Origin of the sequence: Bifidobacterium sp. MSK.17.10 (assembly GCF_019129655.1) — a bacterium.
Lineage (GTDB): Bacteria > Actinomycetota > Actinomycetes > Actinomycetales > Bifidobacteriaceae > Bifidobacterium > Bifidobacterium adolescentis.
This window is the reverse complement of the sequence record NZ_JAHOJD010000005.1, coordinates 32,215-49,304: the sequence shown is the minus strand read 5'-3', so window position 1 is coordinate 49,304 and position 17,090 is coordinate 32,215. Positions and strand designations below refer to the sequence as shown.

The following is a 17,090-nucleotide window of genomic DNA, read 5'->3' as shown; positions in this document are numbered from 1 at the left end:
AAACCACTATTATGCGACGTTAGGTCACGCTAATGCCGACATATTGCCACTCGTGCAACAGTTCGATAGTCGGCGGCGGAGAGACCAGTGGGTTCAGCATTCCCGACTAGCTGGTTCCGATATTGAGGTGCGACCGGTCACGGCTAGACAGGCTGATTCGTTGACCCGTAGACTGGTTCACCGGCTCGACCGGTATCTTCTGCAAGCTCCGGAATACGAGCCGTTATCGGACATGAAAGACGAATACTATCTGCGACGTAACCCGTTCTGCCATCATGACGGCAATTACGACGCGCCACTGTCCACAGTCAACGGCTCCTACCGTCCCTACCTGCAATGGCGGGAAAGCAACACGTGGGAGCATGAAGTCTGGTACTGGTGGGTACCATTGGCTTCTGCTGCGGATAGGATGCTTGCGGAGAAGTTTAGAAACCATTTGAGCGAACTGCACAGTCGGGGGGGGCTGTCGGGTTATTCAACGCATGACCACGGAAATCAAATGGTTCACCATCCCCGAAGTCAATCTCATGGCAGAGACCGGGGACTCACAAAACTGGTACCCTCGCTACTCGCATTCAGACATGAACGACAATATTCGCCTCCGCTTGAACAAGGCGACTGAAACCGCCGACTCTAAGGAATTCGTGGACATTGCCTACAAGCTGGGACTATTCCTCCCGGAAGGGGAAGACGATTGAGCGTCGAAGAAACAGGAGTTTGGACGGAAACTTATCCAAAAGAACCTTGCCCATTCTGCGGAAAAACGGTCGCTATTCGAATCAGCGAGATTCTTATTGTGGACAAAAAATACTGGAAAGTCCGTATTTTCGACGATAGTGATTGCCCGTTGTCCGCAATGTTCGAGCGGGGCTTGCGAATGGGGTCAGCGGGGGAAGTGTGTGCCGTTCTTAAAAAGGATTGGCATGAGATTGTGGAAACCGTTTCCACTATGCCGGTTTGTCCCGAATGTGGACACTCTCCGGTTTGTCGTTATTCCACGAACCTCGACCGTTGGATTATCCTTTGCGAAAAAGGACATTTGAGAACGGATGAGGCTTTCGTTCTCTCTGCCATGAGGAATTGGAACAAGAAAGTCGGTCAATATGTTTGCGACAATCAGAACCAACGACTCGGTCAATGTCTGACGGAGTTCTGGTATCAAGGGGATACGTCGGACGAGAATCTTCCGGAATTCATGCGGCAAAGTTGGCGGATAAAACACGTCGATTGGGAGAGAAAGTGAACGGAAACGTGAATTATCATCCGCTACGCCGTTGCGTCATCTGCAACGAACTAGTAGAGGCCGACGACCCGACATGCGCGGTCTGCGGCCAACCGGCTTGCAGTAACCACGCTTATGATGTGGGTGGCGGCGAATGGTATTGCGCCGACTGCCACCATGGGGAAACCCGCCCGTGCGCGGAATGTGGTGCGCCCTCCCATTGGCGGTGCAAGGATTGCGGCAAATGGGTTTGCGAAAAACATTCGACATTCGTCGCGGTTCAAGGTGGGGAATTCTATACCCTCTTCGGCTACTACTGCGATACTGATTTACGGTGGGAACTAGCAGAAGAACGAGTGGAAGACTGCCGTATTATTATTCCTCCTACTCGAAGACGATGAGGTCATCCGAGTTCTCGCCGGATACCAGCCGTCTGTAATCCACATGCTCAGATTGGAAGACTGCCGTATTTATACTTCCTTCTACTCGCTTGAGTTTTGGCCGCTCCTTTTTTTGGGGAGCGGTTTTTCTTTTTTCCCTCCAGATGTTATAGTGGAATTGTTCACAAAAACTGGTTAAGGAGAAAAATATGAGCGACAAAAACACCACACCAAAACTTCCCAAGTACAAGAAGACCATCGACACCACCGGGTTCGGACTATCTTGCACCACCGAATACGGGTTTGATGACAAGGGATGGTTCCACCACGCGTACACGTACACCTATAAAAACAGAAAAGCCATCGTCAGCGCAGTAGGAGACGGGGAACCACTGCCAGCCGAATGGCGTACGCGTCAAAGCGCATACGCCTCCTACCATGAGGGTGGAAAACAGGTGGGCCGAATCCGCGCCTACAACATTCTTGAAAACGCTCAAATCAAAGCAGTCCGCTGGGTCATGGGCTATGGTTCCGACAGTAAAGCGGACGAAGCCTATCGTGCCATACGATTGGAGAAAAGCCACCGTAATCAGCAAACCTGCAATCGTATTCCAGAAGCATTGCGTGTGGAAGTCGATGGGCTTGCCGACAAGCTCGGTTTGAAAATCCACGGCGACGAAGACAACAGCACTGTGGAAACGTTCGTGAACACGTATCTCGCCACTGCGGAACAGAATGGTCTCATTGAACTGAGAGAACGTCAATACGGTTACGAAAAGTCGATGACCGTATGGTTGGACGAGGATAGTAGCCGCAAAACCGAAGACGCCCCCGACTGGGAGAAGTTCAAGGAAACCGTCATGGAAATCGGCCCACTCTATTTGGAATGCAGGCGGAAAACGGCGGAAAGCGTTGGGCTGGGGGAGAAGCTGGCTGAAAACTAATCCTGATGGGTGGGGCAGAAAACTGCTCCAACCATTTTTGTTGCGTTCTCCAGTATCTGCCTATAATCCTCAAGGACACCTACTGTCACGTTCAAGTCCACAGCCATTGGGAAAAGCTCACCCTCATAGATTCGTTCGGATTGGATATAGTCGAACGGATTGACAAGCAGTATCGCCGTCTCCTTACGCACGTATGATTCAGCCTTGCTGTCGTATTGTTTCCAGCAACAAGTATCACCGTGAGTCCAATGGAATAGTTCATGCGTTAACGTGCATCGTTTCTGCCGCTCGTTCAACCGTGGGTCTATGACGATTATTCGGGTCTCCTCGTCATATACGCCGTTGATGTTTTCCGGAAGTTCCTCCTCGAAAACGTATGGCGCTTGACGTGCGAGTCCTACCATCCGTTTTATCTCTTCATAGCACATTCGCCTGTCGATGGCGACGCTTCTGTTGTCTACTGGGGGATGTTTCAGCAAGCGTCCTCGCTTTCCGATTCCGCTTGCTTGTTGGGGTCGTGGTTTGCGGCCAATGTGAGGTCGCCGGAATTGATTTTGCGCAGTACGGCTTGGAGTTGCTGTTCCACAACGGATTGCGTGGAATGGTATCCGTTTTGTCCGGCAATGAGTTCTTCCGGGGTCATGTTCCATGCGTGGGCGAGTGTTTCCACGTCGGCGGGGAGCCATTCGACCGTTTCGTTGTATCGTGTGGTGACGTAGCTGGGGCTTTTGCCTAGTTGACGCGCGATGTCCCGTGCGGAGAGCCGTCGGATTCCAGCTTCCGCTAGGATGCGTTGGTTGATTCTTCGGTTGAATTCGCTGGTTTGGTTTTTTCTTTTTCCCATGTTTTCCATGATAACTGATTTTTAATATGAAACGCGTGGTTTTAGATTTGACAGCATACTTTTATATGCTATTGTCTGTAATTACGAACACTTGTTCACCCGAAGAAACAGGAAGTCAATGCATAACATGAGTTACGCCAAGGCACGGACGCCCTTGCGGACAGTCAGGTAGACACCTCCAAGAAACCCGTCCCACACGCCCCGCCTCAAAATCGGAGGAACACACCCCCAATTTTGTGAATACGCCCAGTATGACTAGAATAAAAACCGTCCACACAATATAAGCCAGACTCCACACAAGCCAGACCAAAAGGAATGTTTTGAGAAAGACAATAGACCAGAAAATCCTCTTGGATAAACACTTCACAAAATTGGACATCCTAGGCCAGCACCTATGGATGATGCTCCAACTGCATCCGAAGACCAATGCTCTCGGCGTATGTGATTGGACGTTTGGGAAAATCAACGCCTATACTCGCGGAAACACCCCAGCCCTATTCCAACAGGCGGGCCGGGAACTCGTGAACGAAGGGCTACTGGTCATAGACGAGGACACTGAAGAAGCTCTCCTTCTCGACCATATCGACCTCACGGCGGACTCGGGAACCATCGAATCCGCATACCTTGGAACCGCCAGCCCCAGATTGCGCAGAATCCTAGTCAGTGAACTGAACCGAACCCTCCGACAGGGAAAGCATTTCCCGTTCGAGTGGGAGGAGATTCATGACATCCGCAGAGAGCCGAACGCGGACTCCGACGAATATGAGGAGCCGCATTCAAGCACGGAAACCGTCGAGGATGATTCCCTAAACACCTCCCAGACGGATAATTCCACCTCCAAAAAGGAAAAAGAACCCGTTCAGCAAGACGATATCGAAACTTCAAGCGTGGAACCCGTAAAAGCGGAAGACAAGCCCGTCGGGAAGCGTCGTGGACGGCCACGTAAGAATCCACTCCCTCCGGAAGGAGAAGAGAAACCGAAGCGTCGTCGTGGCCGTCCCCGCAAGTACAAACCCGAACCGGTCGAGCTGATGGACGGAACCATGGAGCCTCCGTTCGAGGAACCGATGACCATGGAACAGGTTGAGGTTCTGCCACAATATGATTCCGACGCTCCAATCGACGTGGATGATGACGGGGAACCCAAGTATTTGCCGTGGGGTGAAATCCCGCAACAGCTTTGGTTTTGGCATCCACTGCCCGAAGACTGGTTTCCGACCGAGAAAGCATCGAAACTGTACAAGGACTTGGGTGGTGGAAGCAAGATGACCATTTTGCAAGCGGCTGACTCGTTCCGTAAGGTCTACGATTCACGCCTGTATGTGGAACGTGACAATGGTTTCAAGGCTGCTCCGCTTTCGCCTGACCGACTTTTCATCCAACAGTTGCTTCACTGGCGTAAGGAGAAGGACGAGGAAAACGAACGCAAAGCCAAGGAAAAAGCCGAGAAGGAAGCTCTCCTCAATGAGGAACCGACAATCGACATAGACCCCATCTGGGGAAACCCCGAAGACTTGGTTTCCGCCAAAGTGGAACAGGAAAATCCCCAACAGGAGGAAGTGACCCCACTGATTCCAGACGAGGAAGTACCGAAAGTCCGCCACTACAAGCGGATGGTGCCGAAGGATTGGAAACCGAACCAGAAGCACATCGACCGAGCCAATGAACTGAACATCGACGTGAACACGGAAGCCGAGAAATTCTACAACTACAGCCATTCCAATGGCAAGAAATACTTGGACTTCGACCGCGCCTTCGACAATTGGCTCCTCAACGCCGACAAGTTCAACAAGAACAGCCGAAACACACGACGCAAAACCCGTAGCGAGGAAGGATACGAGCACAACATGAACATGCTGAAAGAATCCCTCGCCCAAGCCGGATGGGATGAATGATGACAGCACAGGCTCCAACACAAGGAACGTTGACCACGGCACAGGCCGGTAATGGCAAACAGCATTATCCCCGCGCCTTCGAACGCCCGTGCGCCATCGTACTGTTGACTCAAATCAACAGCCATTACGGCAACAAGCCGTTGGATGACACGCAGGTGGATAACTTCGTCAACGAAATCGACCATACGATTAAAGCCGACGAAGCCCGTCAAGCCATCATCGAATTCTTCCAGACACATTCGTCACGGGAAGCTTGGATTGCTCCCTACGACATCAATCAGATGGTCAGGAGGAAGCGTTTGAGCAGAGTGCCATCCAATGCTGAAATCAGCCGCATGCTCGACGGATATGGCATCACCGACGCGAACACCGCTTGGGGTTTCAGACGTGGACTGACCTACGCCATCTCCAAGGGCGCTTCGCCGGAACGCGCTATCGAGTATGCGAAAAGACACTGTGATGATGTGAAGACCATCTCCAACACCCCAGACCAGTATCCACAGCTCACAGCCGGTGACAACGTGGGGAAGGAAGACGGTGTCACATCATTCTCAGCACTATTGAAAGACTTCCGGTCAGGATTAGAACGAACCTCCACACAGGCCAATCCAGTCCCAACCGAAAACAAACCGACAATCCAGAAAACCGATAAGAAAGAAGAAACCAAACAATGACCGACGTCACCACCAAGCTCATTCATGACACTTTCATCCAGAATCGTCCCGACGAGGTAGGCGAGCAGGAAGCCGAGGAACTGTTCAACCGTTGGCTCGAATTCCACGGATTCCAGCCGGAGGAACAGCCCATCGCACCAGCCGGATTCGAGTATGAGACCGTCAAAACCAAGGAGGATTCCACACCATCCTCCGACGATTTGGACGTCATCGCCCTCGCTTCCGACAATGCCACCAATTCCGCCGCAATGATTTCCGACGTGATGGATTCTCTTCCTGAAAGCACTCGGGAAGCGCTTGCGTGCGCGTTGAACGACTTTGACTGCGCCGCCGAGCATCTACACAGGTTGCTCGACAAGTACAATTACAAGCCTTTGGAAGAAAGGGAGGAAGAGTGAAGTAGCACAAGAACACAAAACCAATCCACACACAGTAAGAAACCAGAAGGAAAGATTTGGAAAACAAACTCCGAGGGAAAATCCCCTTCATCGCGGCAGTGGCCGCACTATCCATGCTCGCCTCCGCAAACGTGGCATTGGCCGCAGAGGTCGGCAACCCAATCATCGTGGACAAGACCAACATGTTCACGGCTGATGAAACCGTTGACCTGTTGGGCGGCGACTTGGGCGAAGCGGCGAACTTCGGTCTCGTCGGCTTCGACTCCGTCCACTTGAACGCTCATACGAACAGCAATATCGCTACCGAGCACGCCTATATTGGCGCGGCCTTCGGTAATCATGCCAACGGTGTGGACGAGCCGGAAGTCAGCTACATGGACGAGGTTGACGGCAATATCAACGTCAATCTGCCCGCCGACTCCAAGATTGTCTTCGGACAGTCAAACACCATCGGCCAGACCGACAATGGCAACAGTTGGACGATGAACGGGAACAAGCTGGAAATGCAGACCAGTGGAAGCCTCCCGAAGTCCGAACGAGTGCTCAAGGATTCCAAGACCGTCAAATATCTTGATTTGAAGTCCATGGAAAAGAGCATGACCAGCCTGTCCGCCAAGTGGGCGAAAGCTCCGGAATCCAACGCGACCCATGATTTCTCCGACATGAACAAGCGTCACATCGACGCCAACGGTGATGTCGCTCATATCAACATCGACGCGAAAGAACTACAAGGTAATCGTGTGACCGCCACGTTGGGAGACAATACCCGTCTCATCGTGAACGTTGACGCCGAAGGTGCGAACAATATCACGCTGCCCCAATTGGACGTGGACGGTATCAATCACGCCGAATACGCCAAGTGGACGGACAAGGGTGTTATTTACAATCTGACCGACTCCAAAGCCAAGGACGGACAATATCACGGCAACGTCGGCACGGCTGGCGCATCCTCTTCCGTAATTCTTGCGCCGGAGGCCAACGTGGATGCATCCCAGAACGTCGAAGGACAGATTATCGCCCAGAACGTGACCATCGGCGGTGAATTCCATCGCAACAGCGTGAATGTTCCCGTCGCCCGCCACGTGGAAGTGAAATTGGACGGTCAGGACAAGACCGAAACCACTCCGTTCGTCGTACCCCGACCAGCCAAGAAACACTACCGTTTTACCGTCTGGACTACCAATCCGGACGGTACCGGCGACTCCTACAAGCCGGGCGACACCGTGACCACCATTCCGAAGAACACCACCCTGTACCCGCAGTGGGAGGCGAAGCATTTGCTTCGCTATGATACGAACGGTGGCAACGGCAAGTATGAGGATTCCGACCTGCCGTCAGATGTGTCTGACACGGTTCCAACCCGCGACGGTTACGAGTTCGACGGTTGGACTATCAACGGTTCTGATGTCAAGTCCGGTGATTCCGTTGAGGATAATGGTTCCGATGTGACCGTGGTCGCACAGTGGACTCCGGTCAAGCAGGATGTGACCCCGACGAAGCCGGAAACCCCGAAGGGCGATAATAAGGCCGACAACGGTGGCAACGGGTCTGAGACTCCGAAGGATGATAAGACGGATACTCCATCCAAGGGCGACAACAAGACCGACGATTCCAAGCCGAACACTCCGAAGGACGATAGCAATACCGATGTTCCTTCCAAGGGTGATGATTCTAAGCCGGAAACCCCGAAAGGTGACGATAAGACGGAGACCCCATCCAAGGATGACTCCGGCAAGAACGATACTCCGAAGGGTGATGGCACCAACACTCCAACCAATCCGGAAACTCCGAAGGACGATACGGACAATAACGATACTCCGTCAAAGGATGACTCCGACAAGTCCGACAATGATACGAAGGTTCCATCCGACGATAAAAACGATGTGAACACTCCGACCAGCGATAAGACCACCAACACCGGCAAGACCAACACCGGCAAGAAGACAGTGGATACCAAAAACAATACTCAGACCGCTCAACAGGACGGTCAGGGCTTGGCTACCACCGGCGTGGCAGTCGGCGTCATCGCGGTCGCGGTCATTGTGCTTGCCGCCGCCGGTGTAATCCTCTCCGTCGCAAAACGACATGAGGGCAACCGCTGACATTACCTCTCTTCCAATAGAGGGATAATGTGACTCCAATCCCGCCGTCTTTTTTGATGGCGGGATTTTTTCTACCTATGTTATACTGGCAGTGTTCACAAAATCGGTGAAGAGGTAAAACTTTTGAAAGACTATGACTGTTGGGTAAAAGCGTGGAACGCCTATAACAATCCACCCACCAAAACGATTCCATTGGACGCGTCCGATGCTCTCCAAGGGAAAATCACGTCCGTGGTGGTTCTTGTCATAGCCATATTCGCAATCCCGTTAATCATCCGACGGGCCATAGCTGACGCTAAAGAAGACATGATGGGGAAAATCGAACTCGTCGCCGCAGTAATCGCTTCGGTCTGTCTGTCCGTTATGTGTGTCTGGATGGTTTACGACGCTTTTGCCACGGAACAAACCCAAGAAGTCAAAACCAGTGTCACCCACCCGCTCGGTTTCGAAGACCAATTGGAAAAAGACTACAAAGTGTCAAATCTATCTTGTAAGACCGACGCTTACTCAATCCTCCCCGACCATGGTTCCTACGATTGCACGTTCACCAGCAAGGACGGGAAAACAGTAACGAAGGGCACTCTCGTTGTAACCGAGGACGAAAAAGTTGGACTATACGACGCCAAGGGAAAGCTGGTTCAAAAAAATTGAAAGATTTCAGCAATTGGCTGGAAGCGTGGAAGAATTATCCTCCTGTTCCTGACTGGTTAAACATTTTAGGCACTATTGTTATTGGTGTTCTCCTAGTATTGATGGCCGTCGGAATAATCGTCGGCTTTATCGGGGCTTTTCTCCGCGATAGTCTCTTATTCGTAAGAATTATCTTCATAAGTCTTGTTAGCGGACTTATAGGCGTATTACTCGTAATGTGTGTCAGCGACCTTATCGACAACTATTACAAACAGCGTTCGACGGCACCTCCCACTATTCGCGAGCAGATTTCCAAAGTTTGGAACTTGGACGACATCGACTGCGATTTTCCTAACAAAGACAAACTTCCTACCGAAGATTTGAAATGCGTCGTCTACCGTGGCGACAAGAAGACCAAAGTCACACTGCACGCAAGCGAAAACAAACTCGGCCTGTACACACAGGATGGAAAACGTTTCCCAATCAAATAGGAAGGATTTAAAAAGTGTTAGAGCATGGCGAAGAACTTAACCTGAGAATGTTGCAACCATTGGACACGGACACTACGGCTGGCATACTCCGCAAATCCGGCTATCTGGTTCCATTATCCAAGTGGAGCAAGGCCCGGCAAGACTACAAAGGCAATACAGACCGTTGGGCGTTCAATATCATGGCATGTGCTTTCATTGGCCTCATGGTCGCCTGTTTGGAAATGTGGTCTACCCGAAATATTCCAATCAAACTTCCGGAATATACTCCCGTAGCCGTTTTTCTACTGGGTTTCGCTTTTGGTTGGGTGCAACTGTTAGGCACGTCCGATAGGCGGAAAAAGGTTTTTCGACCGAAGCCGGATAATCCAGTCCAAGTATTGGAGTCTACTTTCGACGTTCATGTGGCTGGAGACAGTGACACATCGCTTTTCGACAAGACTGGATATAAGAAACTTCTTCTTCATGTTGACGGCACTCACTACGCTCAGGCTACATTGTTTGTTTGGGAAGAATCATACGATTTGAAGGAAGAGCGTACTTGGCCTTTGGTTAGTATCGCATTGTTCGATGAGGACGGCAAACCGGTCAAACTGCAATCGTTTGAGTCGAAGAAGGAAGCTGAAAACGTTGAACGGTAGACCAACTTTGGAAGAGCGGGAGAAAGCCCGCCAATGGTTGGAGCAGGATATTCGACTGTCTAGGAAAGCGTTCGAATCCCGTTTGACTAGAGAAAGAGAATCTTGTCCCCAAATGGACAAAGGAAATCAGAATGGCGTATCAAGACCCGTGGCGTGAGGCTGTTGAAAACGCTAAAGAACTTCTCCGACTGGGGATGCCACCGCAAAAAGTGCAGGAGCGAACCCGACTTCCCAAGAGCACCATCGACAAGATAGCCCCACCTATACTGCAAGAGAACGCGGAACGTGAAGCCATTCAGGAAGCCGAACGTGCTTTGAAGCGGGAGCATGAAAAAATCCTCAAGGAAAAATATCCATGCCCGCTCTGCCATAAAGGTTATGGGATTGTTGACGGTGGAGCGCTCACCGCGTTTTTGAACGGTTCCGTCTGCCGTATCGGCGCGGAAGATGAGACCGTTGGCAAGGGAAGCCCATTCTTCCGTCCCTACTATGCCCACTGTTCGTATAGGCGTTGTCCAGCCCGACTGATTTTTCCCCGTGACTCGCGGGAGGAAGCGTTGAGGGCTTTCCTGTTGGGAGAGTGGATTAGACCACACCCGTTCGTCAGTGTGAGCGACGGTTCCGAATGGACGTACACCAAACAGGGATTGGCGTCTGCCGTTTCATCATTGATGAACGATTATTCACCGGAGCAGATAAAACAATTAGGTTTCAATCCGATTGCCGTGGACGAGTTGGCGAACCGTAGGGCGTTACGAATCGCCAAATTCAATCCGGACGCTTTCGATTTGACGCTTATGTGTCCCAAGTGCGGTAGTCGGGGAGAGTTCCGCAAGGCCGTTAATCCGAAGAATCATAGCAAGGAGTCATGGTGTTGCTGGTGGAGGGTCGGCTGTCCAAGATGTGGAGCCAGAACCGTTAACTCGTTTCCTACCCGTGAACAGGCGCAGTCCGCTTTCGAGGAGGGGGACTTGTTAAGGGAGCCGAAAATAGATAAGTCCGGAAGTGGAAAGGATTGACGAAGTTGTTCCATCTGCATGCAAGACATGAAAACAAGTCGGAGTCAACTCATACCGGTACATTGGTCGAAGTTGAAAAACTGAAATCCGTCATGTACGGTCTCGCCATCGGTGACGCGTTGGGAGTCCCATACGAGTTTCAACAGAGAGACACATTCAACTGCACTGGAATGATTGGTCATGGCGAGCATAACCAGCCAGCAGGAACATGGAGCGATGACACCGCGTTGAGTCTAGCAACCTTGGACTCGCTTACCGAATGCCATGGTGAAGTCAACACTGCCGACATGCTCATGCGTTACCGAATGTGGTTGGAACACGGAATGTACACGCCGGACGGGAACACGTATGATTCCGGTATCACAGTAGCCACAGCCATCAGGTCAAGGCATGGTTGCGATGGTTTGAACGATAACGGCAATGGTTCGCTAATGCGGGTCGCACCATGCGCCTTCTACAATTTGCCAGACGTGGAAATCAAACAGGTCAGCGCCATCACCCACGCTCATGAAATCAGTATGACGGCGTGCGTACAATACGTGCGAATCCTCGAAGGACTGTTAAACTGCGTTCCTTCACATAAGGCGATAACGGATTCAGGATTCCCGTTCGACCCGACCATTCCCAGAACGAAAGTAGAATCGGACGGATTCGTACTCCACACATTGAACGCGGCACTCTGGTGCCTAACCAACACCGACAATTATCAGGATTGCGTACTCACCGCAGTAAACCTCGGAGAGGACACGGACACCACAGCCAGTGTCGCGGGAGCGTTAGCCGGAGCCGTCTACGGGTTCGACTCCATTCCTACAAAGTGGATTGAAAAAATGCGAGGACGGGAACTCATAAACATGTACATATGTGAGTCGATTCAAGGAAGAAACTAAAAGCGGATGTTGTCATCGTTTTTCTATTTGATTTTTGGGATAATCGTCATAGGCGTAATAATCACACTGTTGTCGGCTTGGGCCGTCAAGCTGTCTAATCCATATCGTTTCCCCTATTTTCGATACTCATTTGATGTTTCCGGTAAAAGGAACGTTGACCTTATCAACTTAATTGATACGTTCCTTTTAGATGAACGCAACCGTTCCCTTTTGGATGATTACGCCCGACAATTAGACACTTGGGAAAAACAGACGAAAGCAGAAATTGAGAGTATACATTTTAAATGGCTTCGGCAAAAAAGACGGGAACAATACGAGTCTATTTTAGATGAAGACCATGCGTATACATTTTCTACGTGCAGAAATAGAACTCGTTATAATCAAGCGAATTATATTCGCACACCTTATACAGTGACATTCGTTGACCAGCAGATTCAGGTGAGCTTGGAATGGTTGCTCGACCGTTGCCGTCAGTTAGAGAAAACCAATTTCGAGGCCACTTTGAAAGATTGGAATTGCAAACAGCAACGACGGCTAATGACGCCGAAACTGCGAAAAAAGATAGCTGAACGAGACAACTACACTTGCCAAAACTGCGGCAAATACATGCCAGACGGTGTCGGACTGCACATCGACCACATCATCCCCGTCATCAAAGGTGGCAAGACAGTCGAATCTAATCTGCAAGTTCTCTGCTCGAAATGCAACGGACGTAAAGGTGGCCGATAAGAGGAAGGAACCCGGAGAATGTTGACTCTCCCCATCACAAGAAAATGGTACGATATGATTCTTTCCGGTGAGAAGACGGAAGAATACCGAGAAGTCAAACCCTACTACGATTCCCGTTTCCGCCGACTGTTCGACATGGACGAGTCGAATAATCCAACAGGATTGGACGAGCGGCCAATACTATTCCGCAACGGATACTCCCATACAAGTCCGAGCTTCACCGCCATCTGCACGCTCTCTAAAGGAGAGGGACGTACCGAATGGGGAGCCGAACCGCACAAACAGTATTGGATATTAAACATCCAACGAATCCACAAATAGGTTTTTGCACCCTTTCGGAGTATGTTTTAGCTAAAAAGAAACACACTCCGAAAGGAAACCTAATTTTGAAATACCTACTATTAATACTCGTCCCATCATCCATCCTGCAATGGTTGCTACTACTCGTATGCGGCGTGGGAGGATGGTTCCTGTTCTCCACTCAGTTTAAAACCTCAAAAAAGTCCACCGCCATGGTCAACGTATTAGGTGCTGTGTGTGGTATCGCATTCTTTTACGGATTGAAGAATGGTCTCGGTGGTTTGAGTGACATGTTCATGTCACTCACCGGAAAATACGTGTACGGGTATCCGCATTCGCAAGTTCCCCTAATCAACGCGTTTATCGCCATTCCTCGTATACTCATTGGTGTTTTTTGCATGTGTGCCGCATATGGTCTTTATCAGCCGGTATCCGAAAAAGAAGGCGAGGAGTACAGGAGCCAGAGTCAGCAGAATGAGGCGAAGGAAGTTGAACAGGCTCTCAATCAGACCATCGACCAGATAGGCGTAGTCTTCAATCTGCTCAAAGCCGAACCCGGCCAACCAAATTATCACGGTTACAAGCTAGTGAACGAGGACTGCGGTGGTCAACCAGACCCCTTATGGAACACCATGAACCCAGCCAACATCCAACAGGCCAGAAGCCAATATCGCCTCTACGGCAATCCGGGCGGCGGCTTATCACAGTCGAACTTCACCACCAATGAGATTCAATCCGGCCAGAAAGGTGAACAAATCCTCGCCAACATGATTACCGGCAACTGTCCCAACGTGGTGTCCTTCTGGTCGTTGCACGGTCTGAACGAGCAACACCAGTTCACTGACGCGGATATCGACTGCGTGATTGCCGGACAGGACAAGCAAGGCAAAACGTGCTTGTGGTTCGTGGATGCGAAGAACTATAAAGGCAATGCGGACACTGCCTACCGTAACCTCACCTCAGACCAACTGTTGAGAATTAGCGTCAGTCAGCGTGCGTTCGAAACCGGTGTGGATGGTCGTCCGGATTTGAAACTTTCCGCGAACATGAACTGGCAGAAGGACATGTGGGATTTCATGTTCCACGGCAAGCCGGTTGAAGTGGAATGGCTTGTCTGCATGGTGCCAACCTCCGATAAGGGTGTGCCGGATGTGAATGGTGTCACGTGGCCGGGGAATATTCCTTGCGTGACGCCGGAGGAGCTGGTTCGACGCGTGAACGCTGTCGGCTTGGACTCGGTACAGAACATTCCATTGGATTGGCTTAACACGTTCAAACGCCAATTGAAGCACTGACTTTTTCGATTAAAACATTCGAGAGGGAGAGCGCACGACACGCTCTCCCTCTCTTCGTCTCCAACACATATATACTGGAATCGTTCACACAAAAAAGGAGAAGACCAATGTCGTCACAAAACCTCACTCATACGCTTGCAGAACATGGACTGGTCAAGGCTGACACGGCCATTGAAAGCGACTGGAACACCGTCAACAACCTCCGTAGCAGATTCAGTATGCCCCTCACGTGGGAGAACATTCAACAGATTCTCAATGACCATCCTCAAGTTCGACCCTACCTATACTTGTCCACGGGAATGGACGGACTCGTATTGCTTAACGTTGATACCGGCGAAACGGTCAGCGCGCAACCACTGGTTTTCGCTTCGCTTTCGGAGGATGATAGTGACGGTATGTTCGTCAATCTGATAGGGCAACAGGTCGAACGTTTGGAGAATACGCCTTCCATCGCTTCACTGATTCAACAAGGGGAAATCAACGAAGCGAAACAGCAGATAGAACACGCTACGGCTCTCGCACCTACTGCGTTGGCTGAGTTGGTTTACAGTCTCATGCCTTGGGAAGAACTGGGAGATAGGCAGTTCCAACGCCGAATCGTGTTGACTGTTCGCAAGAATGAAGAATACCCCAGCCAACAGTTTGACGAAAACCTTGTCGAACTGTTGAAGCAGACAACCCCTTGCACTGATGGTGAGGAACCCTTGGAAATGGTCATTAAGAAACCAATTACCGTATATCGTGGTGAAATCGATAAAAGCGTACACATGGGGTTAAGCTGGACGAGCAGTCTTGAAGTCGCGGAAAAGTTCGCGGGCAGATTCGGTAGGCAGGGCACTATCTGGAAGACAGTGCTAGAACCTGAGAAAATACTTGCGGCTTACGCGGACGATGGTGAGCATGAAGTGCTCGCCATCGTCTCAGAAAATACCGTAAATAATGTTCGTGAATTCAGTTAGACCTGTATCCTTAACTTCTAGTTGCAGGGGGTGTAATATGTGCTGTTGCCCTGAGAATCGCCTGTCGCGCAGAACTTGGTGTATCCAGAATTAGAGGAACTATTATTCTGGTTCTGGCTTTGCTGTGGCGCAGACTGTTGGGTCTGGGCATGTTGCGTCGGAGCACTGTAGGTGCTGGTGCCACTGTTCGCACGACTGTAGTTCGTGTTCGAGTAGGTTTGAGTCTGGACTTGCGACTGCTGTTGTGCGGCTTGGCGTGCGGCTTCCTCGGCTTCGGCTTCCGCGTCGGCTTGTTCCTTCGCCGTCTTGGAGTCGTTTACGCTTTTGACAGCCTTAGACACGGCGTCTTTCTGCGCGTTCAGGGTTTTCACGTCAGACTTCTTGTCGTCAACGGTTTTCTTTGCCGTGTCGATGGCGGTTTTCAAGCTTTCACGGGTCTTGTTGTCCTGCACCTTGCCTTCGGAATCCTTGTACAGGGTTTCCGCATCACTGATGGCCTTGTTGAGCGTGTCCTTCGCATCCTTGACCTGCTTGGCGGTCTTGGACGCCTCCACCTTGCCCATGGCCTTGCCGATGGCGTTGATGGAATCGTTGGCTTCGGTCATATCATTGGAGACGCTGGCGTTGGCCTTGGATACGCTCCACAGATTCCACCTGCCGACGTTTCCGATATCCGGAATGCCCTTCCGGGTTTCACTGGTCTTGACGCTCTTGCTCAACGAGTCCAACACGGCCTTGTCGAGCACGTCCGACTCCTTCGTGGCCTTGACAAGGGATTGCGCTTCCGCAATCTTCTTCACAAGCTTCGAATCAGACTCCTTGGCCAACTCAACCCGAGACTCGTAGGAACCATACGCACTGTTCGACGCATACGCGTAGCCACCAACACCAGCGAGGACTACGATTGCTGCGATGGTGCTGGCAATGATGACTGTCTTTTTGCTTGGCTTTTTCTTCTTGTTCTCGTTTTCCTCATTCAAGTCAAGTGGGGAGATGGTCTGGGTCTCCTCAAGGTCTTCGCTCTTTTCCATTGTGTCGGTTGCTCCTTTATTTTTTTCTGTGCTCGGTTTAGTAGAAGGAAGTAGTAAACGGCAGTCTTCCAATCTCATTTTCCCATGTGGGGTAGGCGAACCCTACTCTTTGATGTGGACAAACCCACTATAGCACAAGGTTGGGTGTGTTGCAATATTTAAGCAAGGCAGCGAATGCAGGAAAAATATGAAAATTCAGCAATACCAACGCCTACGACGCTGATAGACGACAGGCTCGTCCCAATCCTCATCCATTCCGCCACCGTTGTATGTGACTACGGCGGCACGCAGCGCGTCTCGAATCTCCGTCTCACTCCCGTAATCCGTGTGCCAGTCGTCCTCAATCCAACGCCAATCGCACCATCGGCGTGCGGGAACATGCGGATTCCTTTTTCTCGAATACGCGTAGCCTTTCAAGTCGATTTCCTCGAAGGAATATCCCCAGCCGAAAGTGCGGGTGTGGGAGAAACCGCATGAGCGTGCGTTCTCCTCGATGACGGAATACGGCTTGTCCTTGAATGTCCTCGACAACGGCGTCTCCTTCCGATAGGTTACAGTCCAATGATAGTGGGACTGTCCACAAATTCAAGAACAGCTTCAAAAGCGTCTTTTCATTGTAAGAAAATTCCTTTTTTCAAAAGGTTGACTG

20 protein-coding genes are annotated in these 17,090 nt (G+C 50.8%); 16 read left to right on the top strand and 4 right to left on the bottom strand.

Translation table 11 applies throughout. The features are described 5' to 3' along the window. The first annotated feature begins 482 nt into the window (after positions 1-482). From KSX58_RS05480 to KSX58_RS05470, 3 genes are all read left to right on the top strand, one after another. Positions 483-698, top strand: a complete 216-nt coding sequence (locus KSX58_RS05480; RefSeq protein ID WP_217752050.1) for a hypothetical protein — start codon at positions 483-485, stop codon at positions 696-698. Continuing rightward, positions 695-1,243, top strand: coding sequence for a hypothetical protein (locus KSX58_RS05475; RefSeq protein ID WP_217736086.1), 549 nt, complete (start codon positions 695-697; stop codon positions 1,241-1,243). The genes KSX58_RS05480 and KSX58_RS05475 overlap by 4 nt, the downstream gene beginning before the upstream one ends. Before the next feature lie 568 nt (positions 1,244-1,811). Further along, positions 1,812-2,546, top strand: coding sequence for a hypothetical protein (locus tag KSX58_RS05470; RefSeq protein WP_217736085.1), 735 nt, complete (start codon positions 1,812-1,814; stop codon positions 2,544-2,546). Here the strand turns inward: KSX58_RS05470 and KSX58_RS10605 are convergent. Together KSX58_RS10605 and KSX58_RS05465 are read right to left on the bottom strand one after the other, a co-directional pair. Beyond that, positions 2,543-2,950 carry a DUF6782 family putative metallopeptidase gene (locus tag KSX58_RS10605; RefSeq protein ID WP_368041227.1) on the bottom strand — a complete coding sequence of 136 codons (408 nt, stop codon included), beginning with the start codon at positions 2,948-2,950 and terminating at the stop codon, positions 2,543-2,545. The two genes, KSX58_RS05470 and KSX58_RS10605, sit on opposite strands and share 4 nt — an antisense overlap. A 68-nt stretch (positions 2,951-3,018) precedes the next feature. Further along, entirely contained in the window at positions 3,019-3,390 is a 372-nt protein-coding gene (locus tag KSX58_RS05465; RefSeq protein ID WP_217736084.1) for a hypothetical protein, read from the bottom strand. Positions 3,391-3,788: 398 nt separating this feature from the next. Between KSX58_RS05465 and KSX58_RS05460 the strand changes: the two genes are divergently transcribed. The 13 genes from KSX58_RS05460 (at position 3,789) to KSX58_RS05400 (ending at position 15,410) form a co-directional block, all read left to right on the top strand. Next, positions 3,789-5,285, top strand: a complete 1,497-nt coding sequence (locus KSX58_RS05460; protein ID WP_217736083.1) for a hypothetical protein — start codon at positions 3,789-3,791, stop codon at positions 5,283-5,285. Between the two features lie 29 nt (positions 5,286-5,314). Further along, positions 5,315-5,959, top strand: a complete 645-nt coding sequence (locus KSX58_RS05455; protein ID WP_217736082.1) for a hypothetical protein — start codon at positions 5,315-5,317, stop codon at positions 5,957-5,959. Beyond that, positions 5,956-6,357 (top strand): hypothetical protein, encoded by a 402-nt coding sequence (locus tag KSX58_RS05450; protein ID WP_217736081.1) that lies wholly within the window; start codon positions 5,956-5,958, stop codon positions 6,355-6,357. Before KSX58_RS05455 ends, KSX58_RS05450 begins: the two co-directional genes overlap by 4 nt. Positions 6,358-6,413: 56 nt before the next feature. Continuing rightward, complete coding sequence (locus KSX58_RS05445) at positions 6,414-8,459, top strand: collagen-binding domain-containing protein (RefSeq protein WP_217736080.1); 2,046 nt, start codon at positions 6,414-6,416, stop codon at positions 8,457-8,459. A 123-nt stretch (positions 8,460-8,582) separates the two neighbouring features. Continuing rightward, positions 8,583-9,110 carry a hypothetical protein gene (locus KSX58_RS05440; protein ID WP_217736079.1) on the top strand — a complete coding sequence of 176 codons (528 nt, stop codon included), beginning with the start codon at positions 8,583-8,585 and terminating at the stop codon, positions 9,108-9,110. Then, positions 9,107-9,580, top strand: coding sequence for a CrcB family protein (locus KSX58_RS05435; RefSeq protein ID WP_217736078.1), 474 nt, complete (start codon positions 9,107-9,109; stop codon positions 9,578-9,580). The genes KSX58_RS05440 and KSX58_RS05435 overlap by 4 nt, the downstream gene beginning before the upstream one ends. A 14-nt stretch (positions 9,581-9,594) precedes the next feature. Beyond that, positions 9,595-10,218: a hypothetical protein gene (locus tag KSX58_RS05430; protein WP_217736077.1), complete on the top strand. Its 624-nt coding sequence runs from the start codon at positions 9,595-9,597 to the stop codon at positions 10,216-10,218. A 131-nt stretch (positions 10,219-10,349) separates the two neighbouring features. Further along, positions 10,350-11,237 carry a hypothetical protein gene (locus KSX58_RS05425; RefSeq protein WP_217736076.1) on the top strand — a complete coding sequence of 296 codons (888 nt, stop codon included), beginning with the start codon at positions 10,350-10,352 and terminating at the stop codon, positions 11,235-11,237. A gap of 62 nt (positions 11,238-11,299) precedes the next feature. Then, complete coding sequence (locus tag KSX58_RS05420; protein ID WP_237976436.1) at positions 11,300-12,127, top strand: ADP-ribosylglycohydrolase family protein; 828 nt, start codon at positions 11,300-11,302, stop codon at positions 12,125-12,127. 6 nt (positions 12,128-12,133) lie between these two features. Continuing rightward, positions 12,134-12,856: an HNH endonuclease gene (locus KSX58_RS05415; RefSeq protein ID WP_217736075.1), complete on the top strand. Its 723-nt coding sequence runs from the start codon at positions 12,134-12,136 to the stop codon at positions 12,854-12,856. Positions 12,857-12,874: 18 nt separating this feature from the next. Continuing rightward, positions 12,875-13,177, top strand: coding sequence for a hypothetical protein (locus KSX58_RS05410; protein ID WP_217736074.1), 303 nt, complete (start codon positions 12,875-12,877; stop codon positions 13,175-13,177). Next, on the top strand, positions 13,144-14,451 hold the full coding sequence (locus tag KSX58_RS05405) for a hypothetical protein (protein WP_217736073.1): 1,308 nt from the start codon (positions 13,144-13,146) through the stop codon (positions 14,449-14,451). Before KSX58_RS05410 ends, KSX58_RS05405 begins: the two co-directional genes overlap by 34 nt. Before the next feature lie 107 nt (positions 14,452-14,558). Next, positions 14,559-15,410: a hypothetical protein gene (locus KSX58_RS05400; RefSeq protein WP_217736072.1), complete on the top strand. Its 852-nt coding sequence runs from the start codon at positions 14,559-14,561 to the stop codon at positions 15,408-15,410. A 17-nt stretch (positions 15,411-15,427) separates the two neighbouring features. Here KSX58_RS05400 and KSX58_RS05395 read toward each other — a convergent pair whose 3' ends face one another. Next, positions 15,428-16,441, bottom strand: coding sequence for a hypothetical protein (locus tag KSX58_RS05395; protein ID WP_217736071.1), 1,014 nt, complete (start codon positions 16,439-16,441; stop codon positions 15,428-15,430). A gap of 195 nt (positions 16,442-16,636) precedes the next feature. After that, positions 16,637-16,972 carry a hypothetical protein gene (locus KSX58_RS05390; RefSeq protein ID WP_217736070.1) on the bottom strand — a complete coding sequence of 112 codons (336 nt, stop codon included), beginning with the start codon at positions 16,970-16,972 and terminating at the stop codon, positions 16,637-16,639. Positions 16,973-17,090 lie beyond the last annotated feature (118 nt).

Excerpts from the sequence above, each read along its gene's own strand:
- KSX58_RS05480 (WP_217752050.1), top strand. The coding sequence starts at position 483 with ATGACCACGGAAATCAAATGGTTCACCATCCCCGAAGTCAATCTCATG.
- KSX58_RS05470 (WP_217736085.1), top strand. The coding sequence starts at position 1,812 with ATGAGCGACAAAAACACCACACCAAAACTTCCCAAGTACAAGAAGACC.
- KSX58_RS10605 (WP_368041227.1), bottom strand. The coding sequence starts at position 2,950 with ATGGTAGGACTCGCACGTCAAGCGCCATACGTTTTCGAGGAGGAACTT.
- KSX58_RS05465 (WP_217736084.1), bottom strand. The coding sequence starts at position 3,390 with ATGGGAAAAAGAAAAAACCAAACCAGCGAATTCAACCGAAGAATCAAC.
- KSX58_RS05460 (WP_217736083.1), top strand. The coding sequence starts at position 3,789 with ATGATGCTCCAACTGCATCCGAAGACCAATGCTCTCGGCGTATGTGAT.
- KSX58_RS05450 (WP_217736081.1), top strand. The coding sequence starts at position 5,956 with ATGACCGACGTCACCACCAAGCTCATTCATGACACTTTCATCCAGAAT.
- KSX58_RS05425 (WP_217736076.1), top strand. The coding sequence starts at position 10,350 with ATGGCGTATCAAGACCCGTGGCGTGAGGCTGTTGAAAACGCTAAAGAA.
- KSX58_RS05415 (WP_217736075.1), top strand. The coding sequence starts at position 12,134 with ATGTTGTCATCGTTTTTCTATTTGATTTTTGGGATAATCGTCATAGGC.
- KSX58_RS05410 (WP_217736074.1), top strand. The coding sequence starts at position 12,875 with ATGTTGACTCTCCCCATCACAAGAAAATGGTACGATATGATTCTTTCC.
- KSX58_RS05400 (WP_217736072.1), top strand. The coding sequence starts at position 14,559 with ATGTCGTCACAAAACCTCACTCATACGCTTGCAGAACATGGACTGGTC.
- KSX58_RS05395 (WP_217736071.1), bottom strand. The coding sequence starts at position 16,441 with ATGGAAAAGAGCGAAGACCTTGAGGAGACCCAGACCATCTCCCCACTT.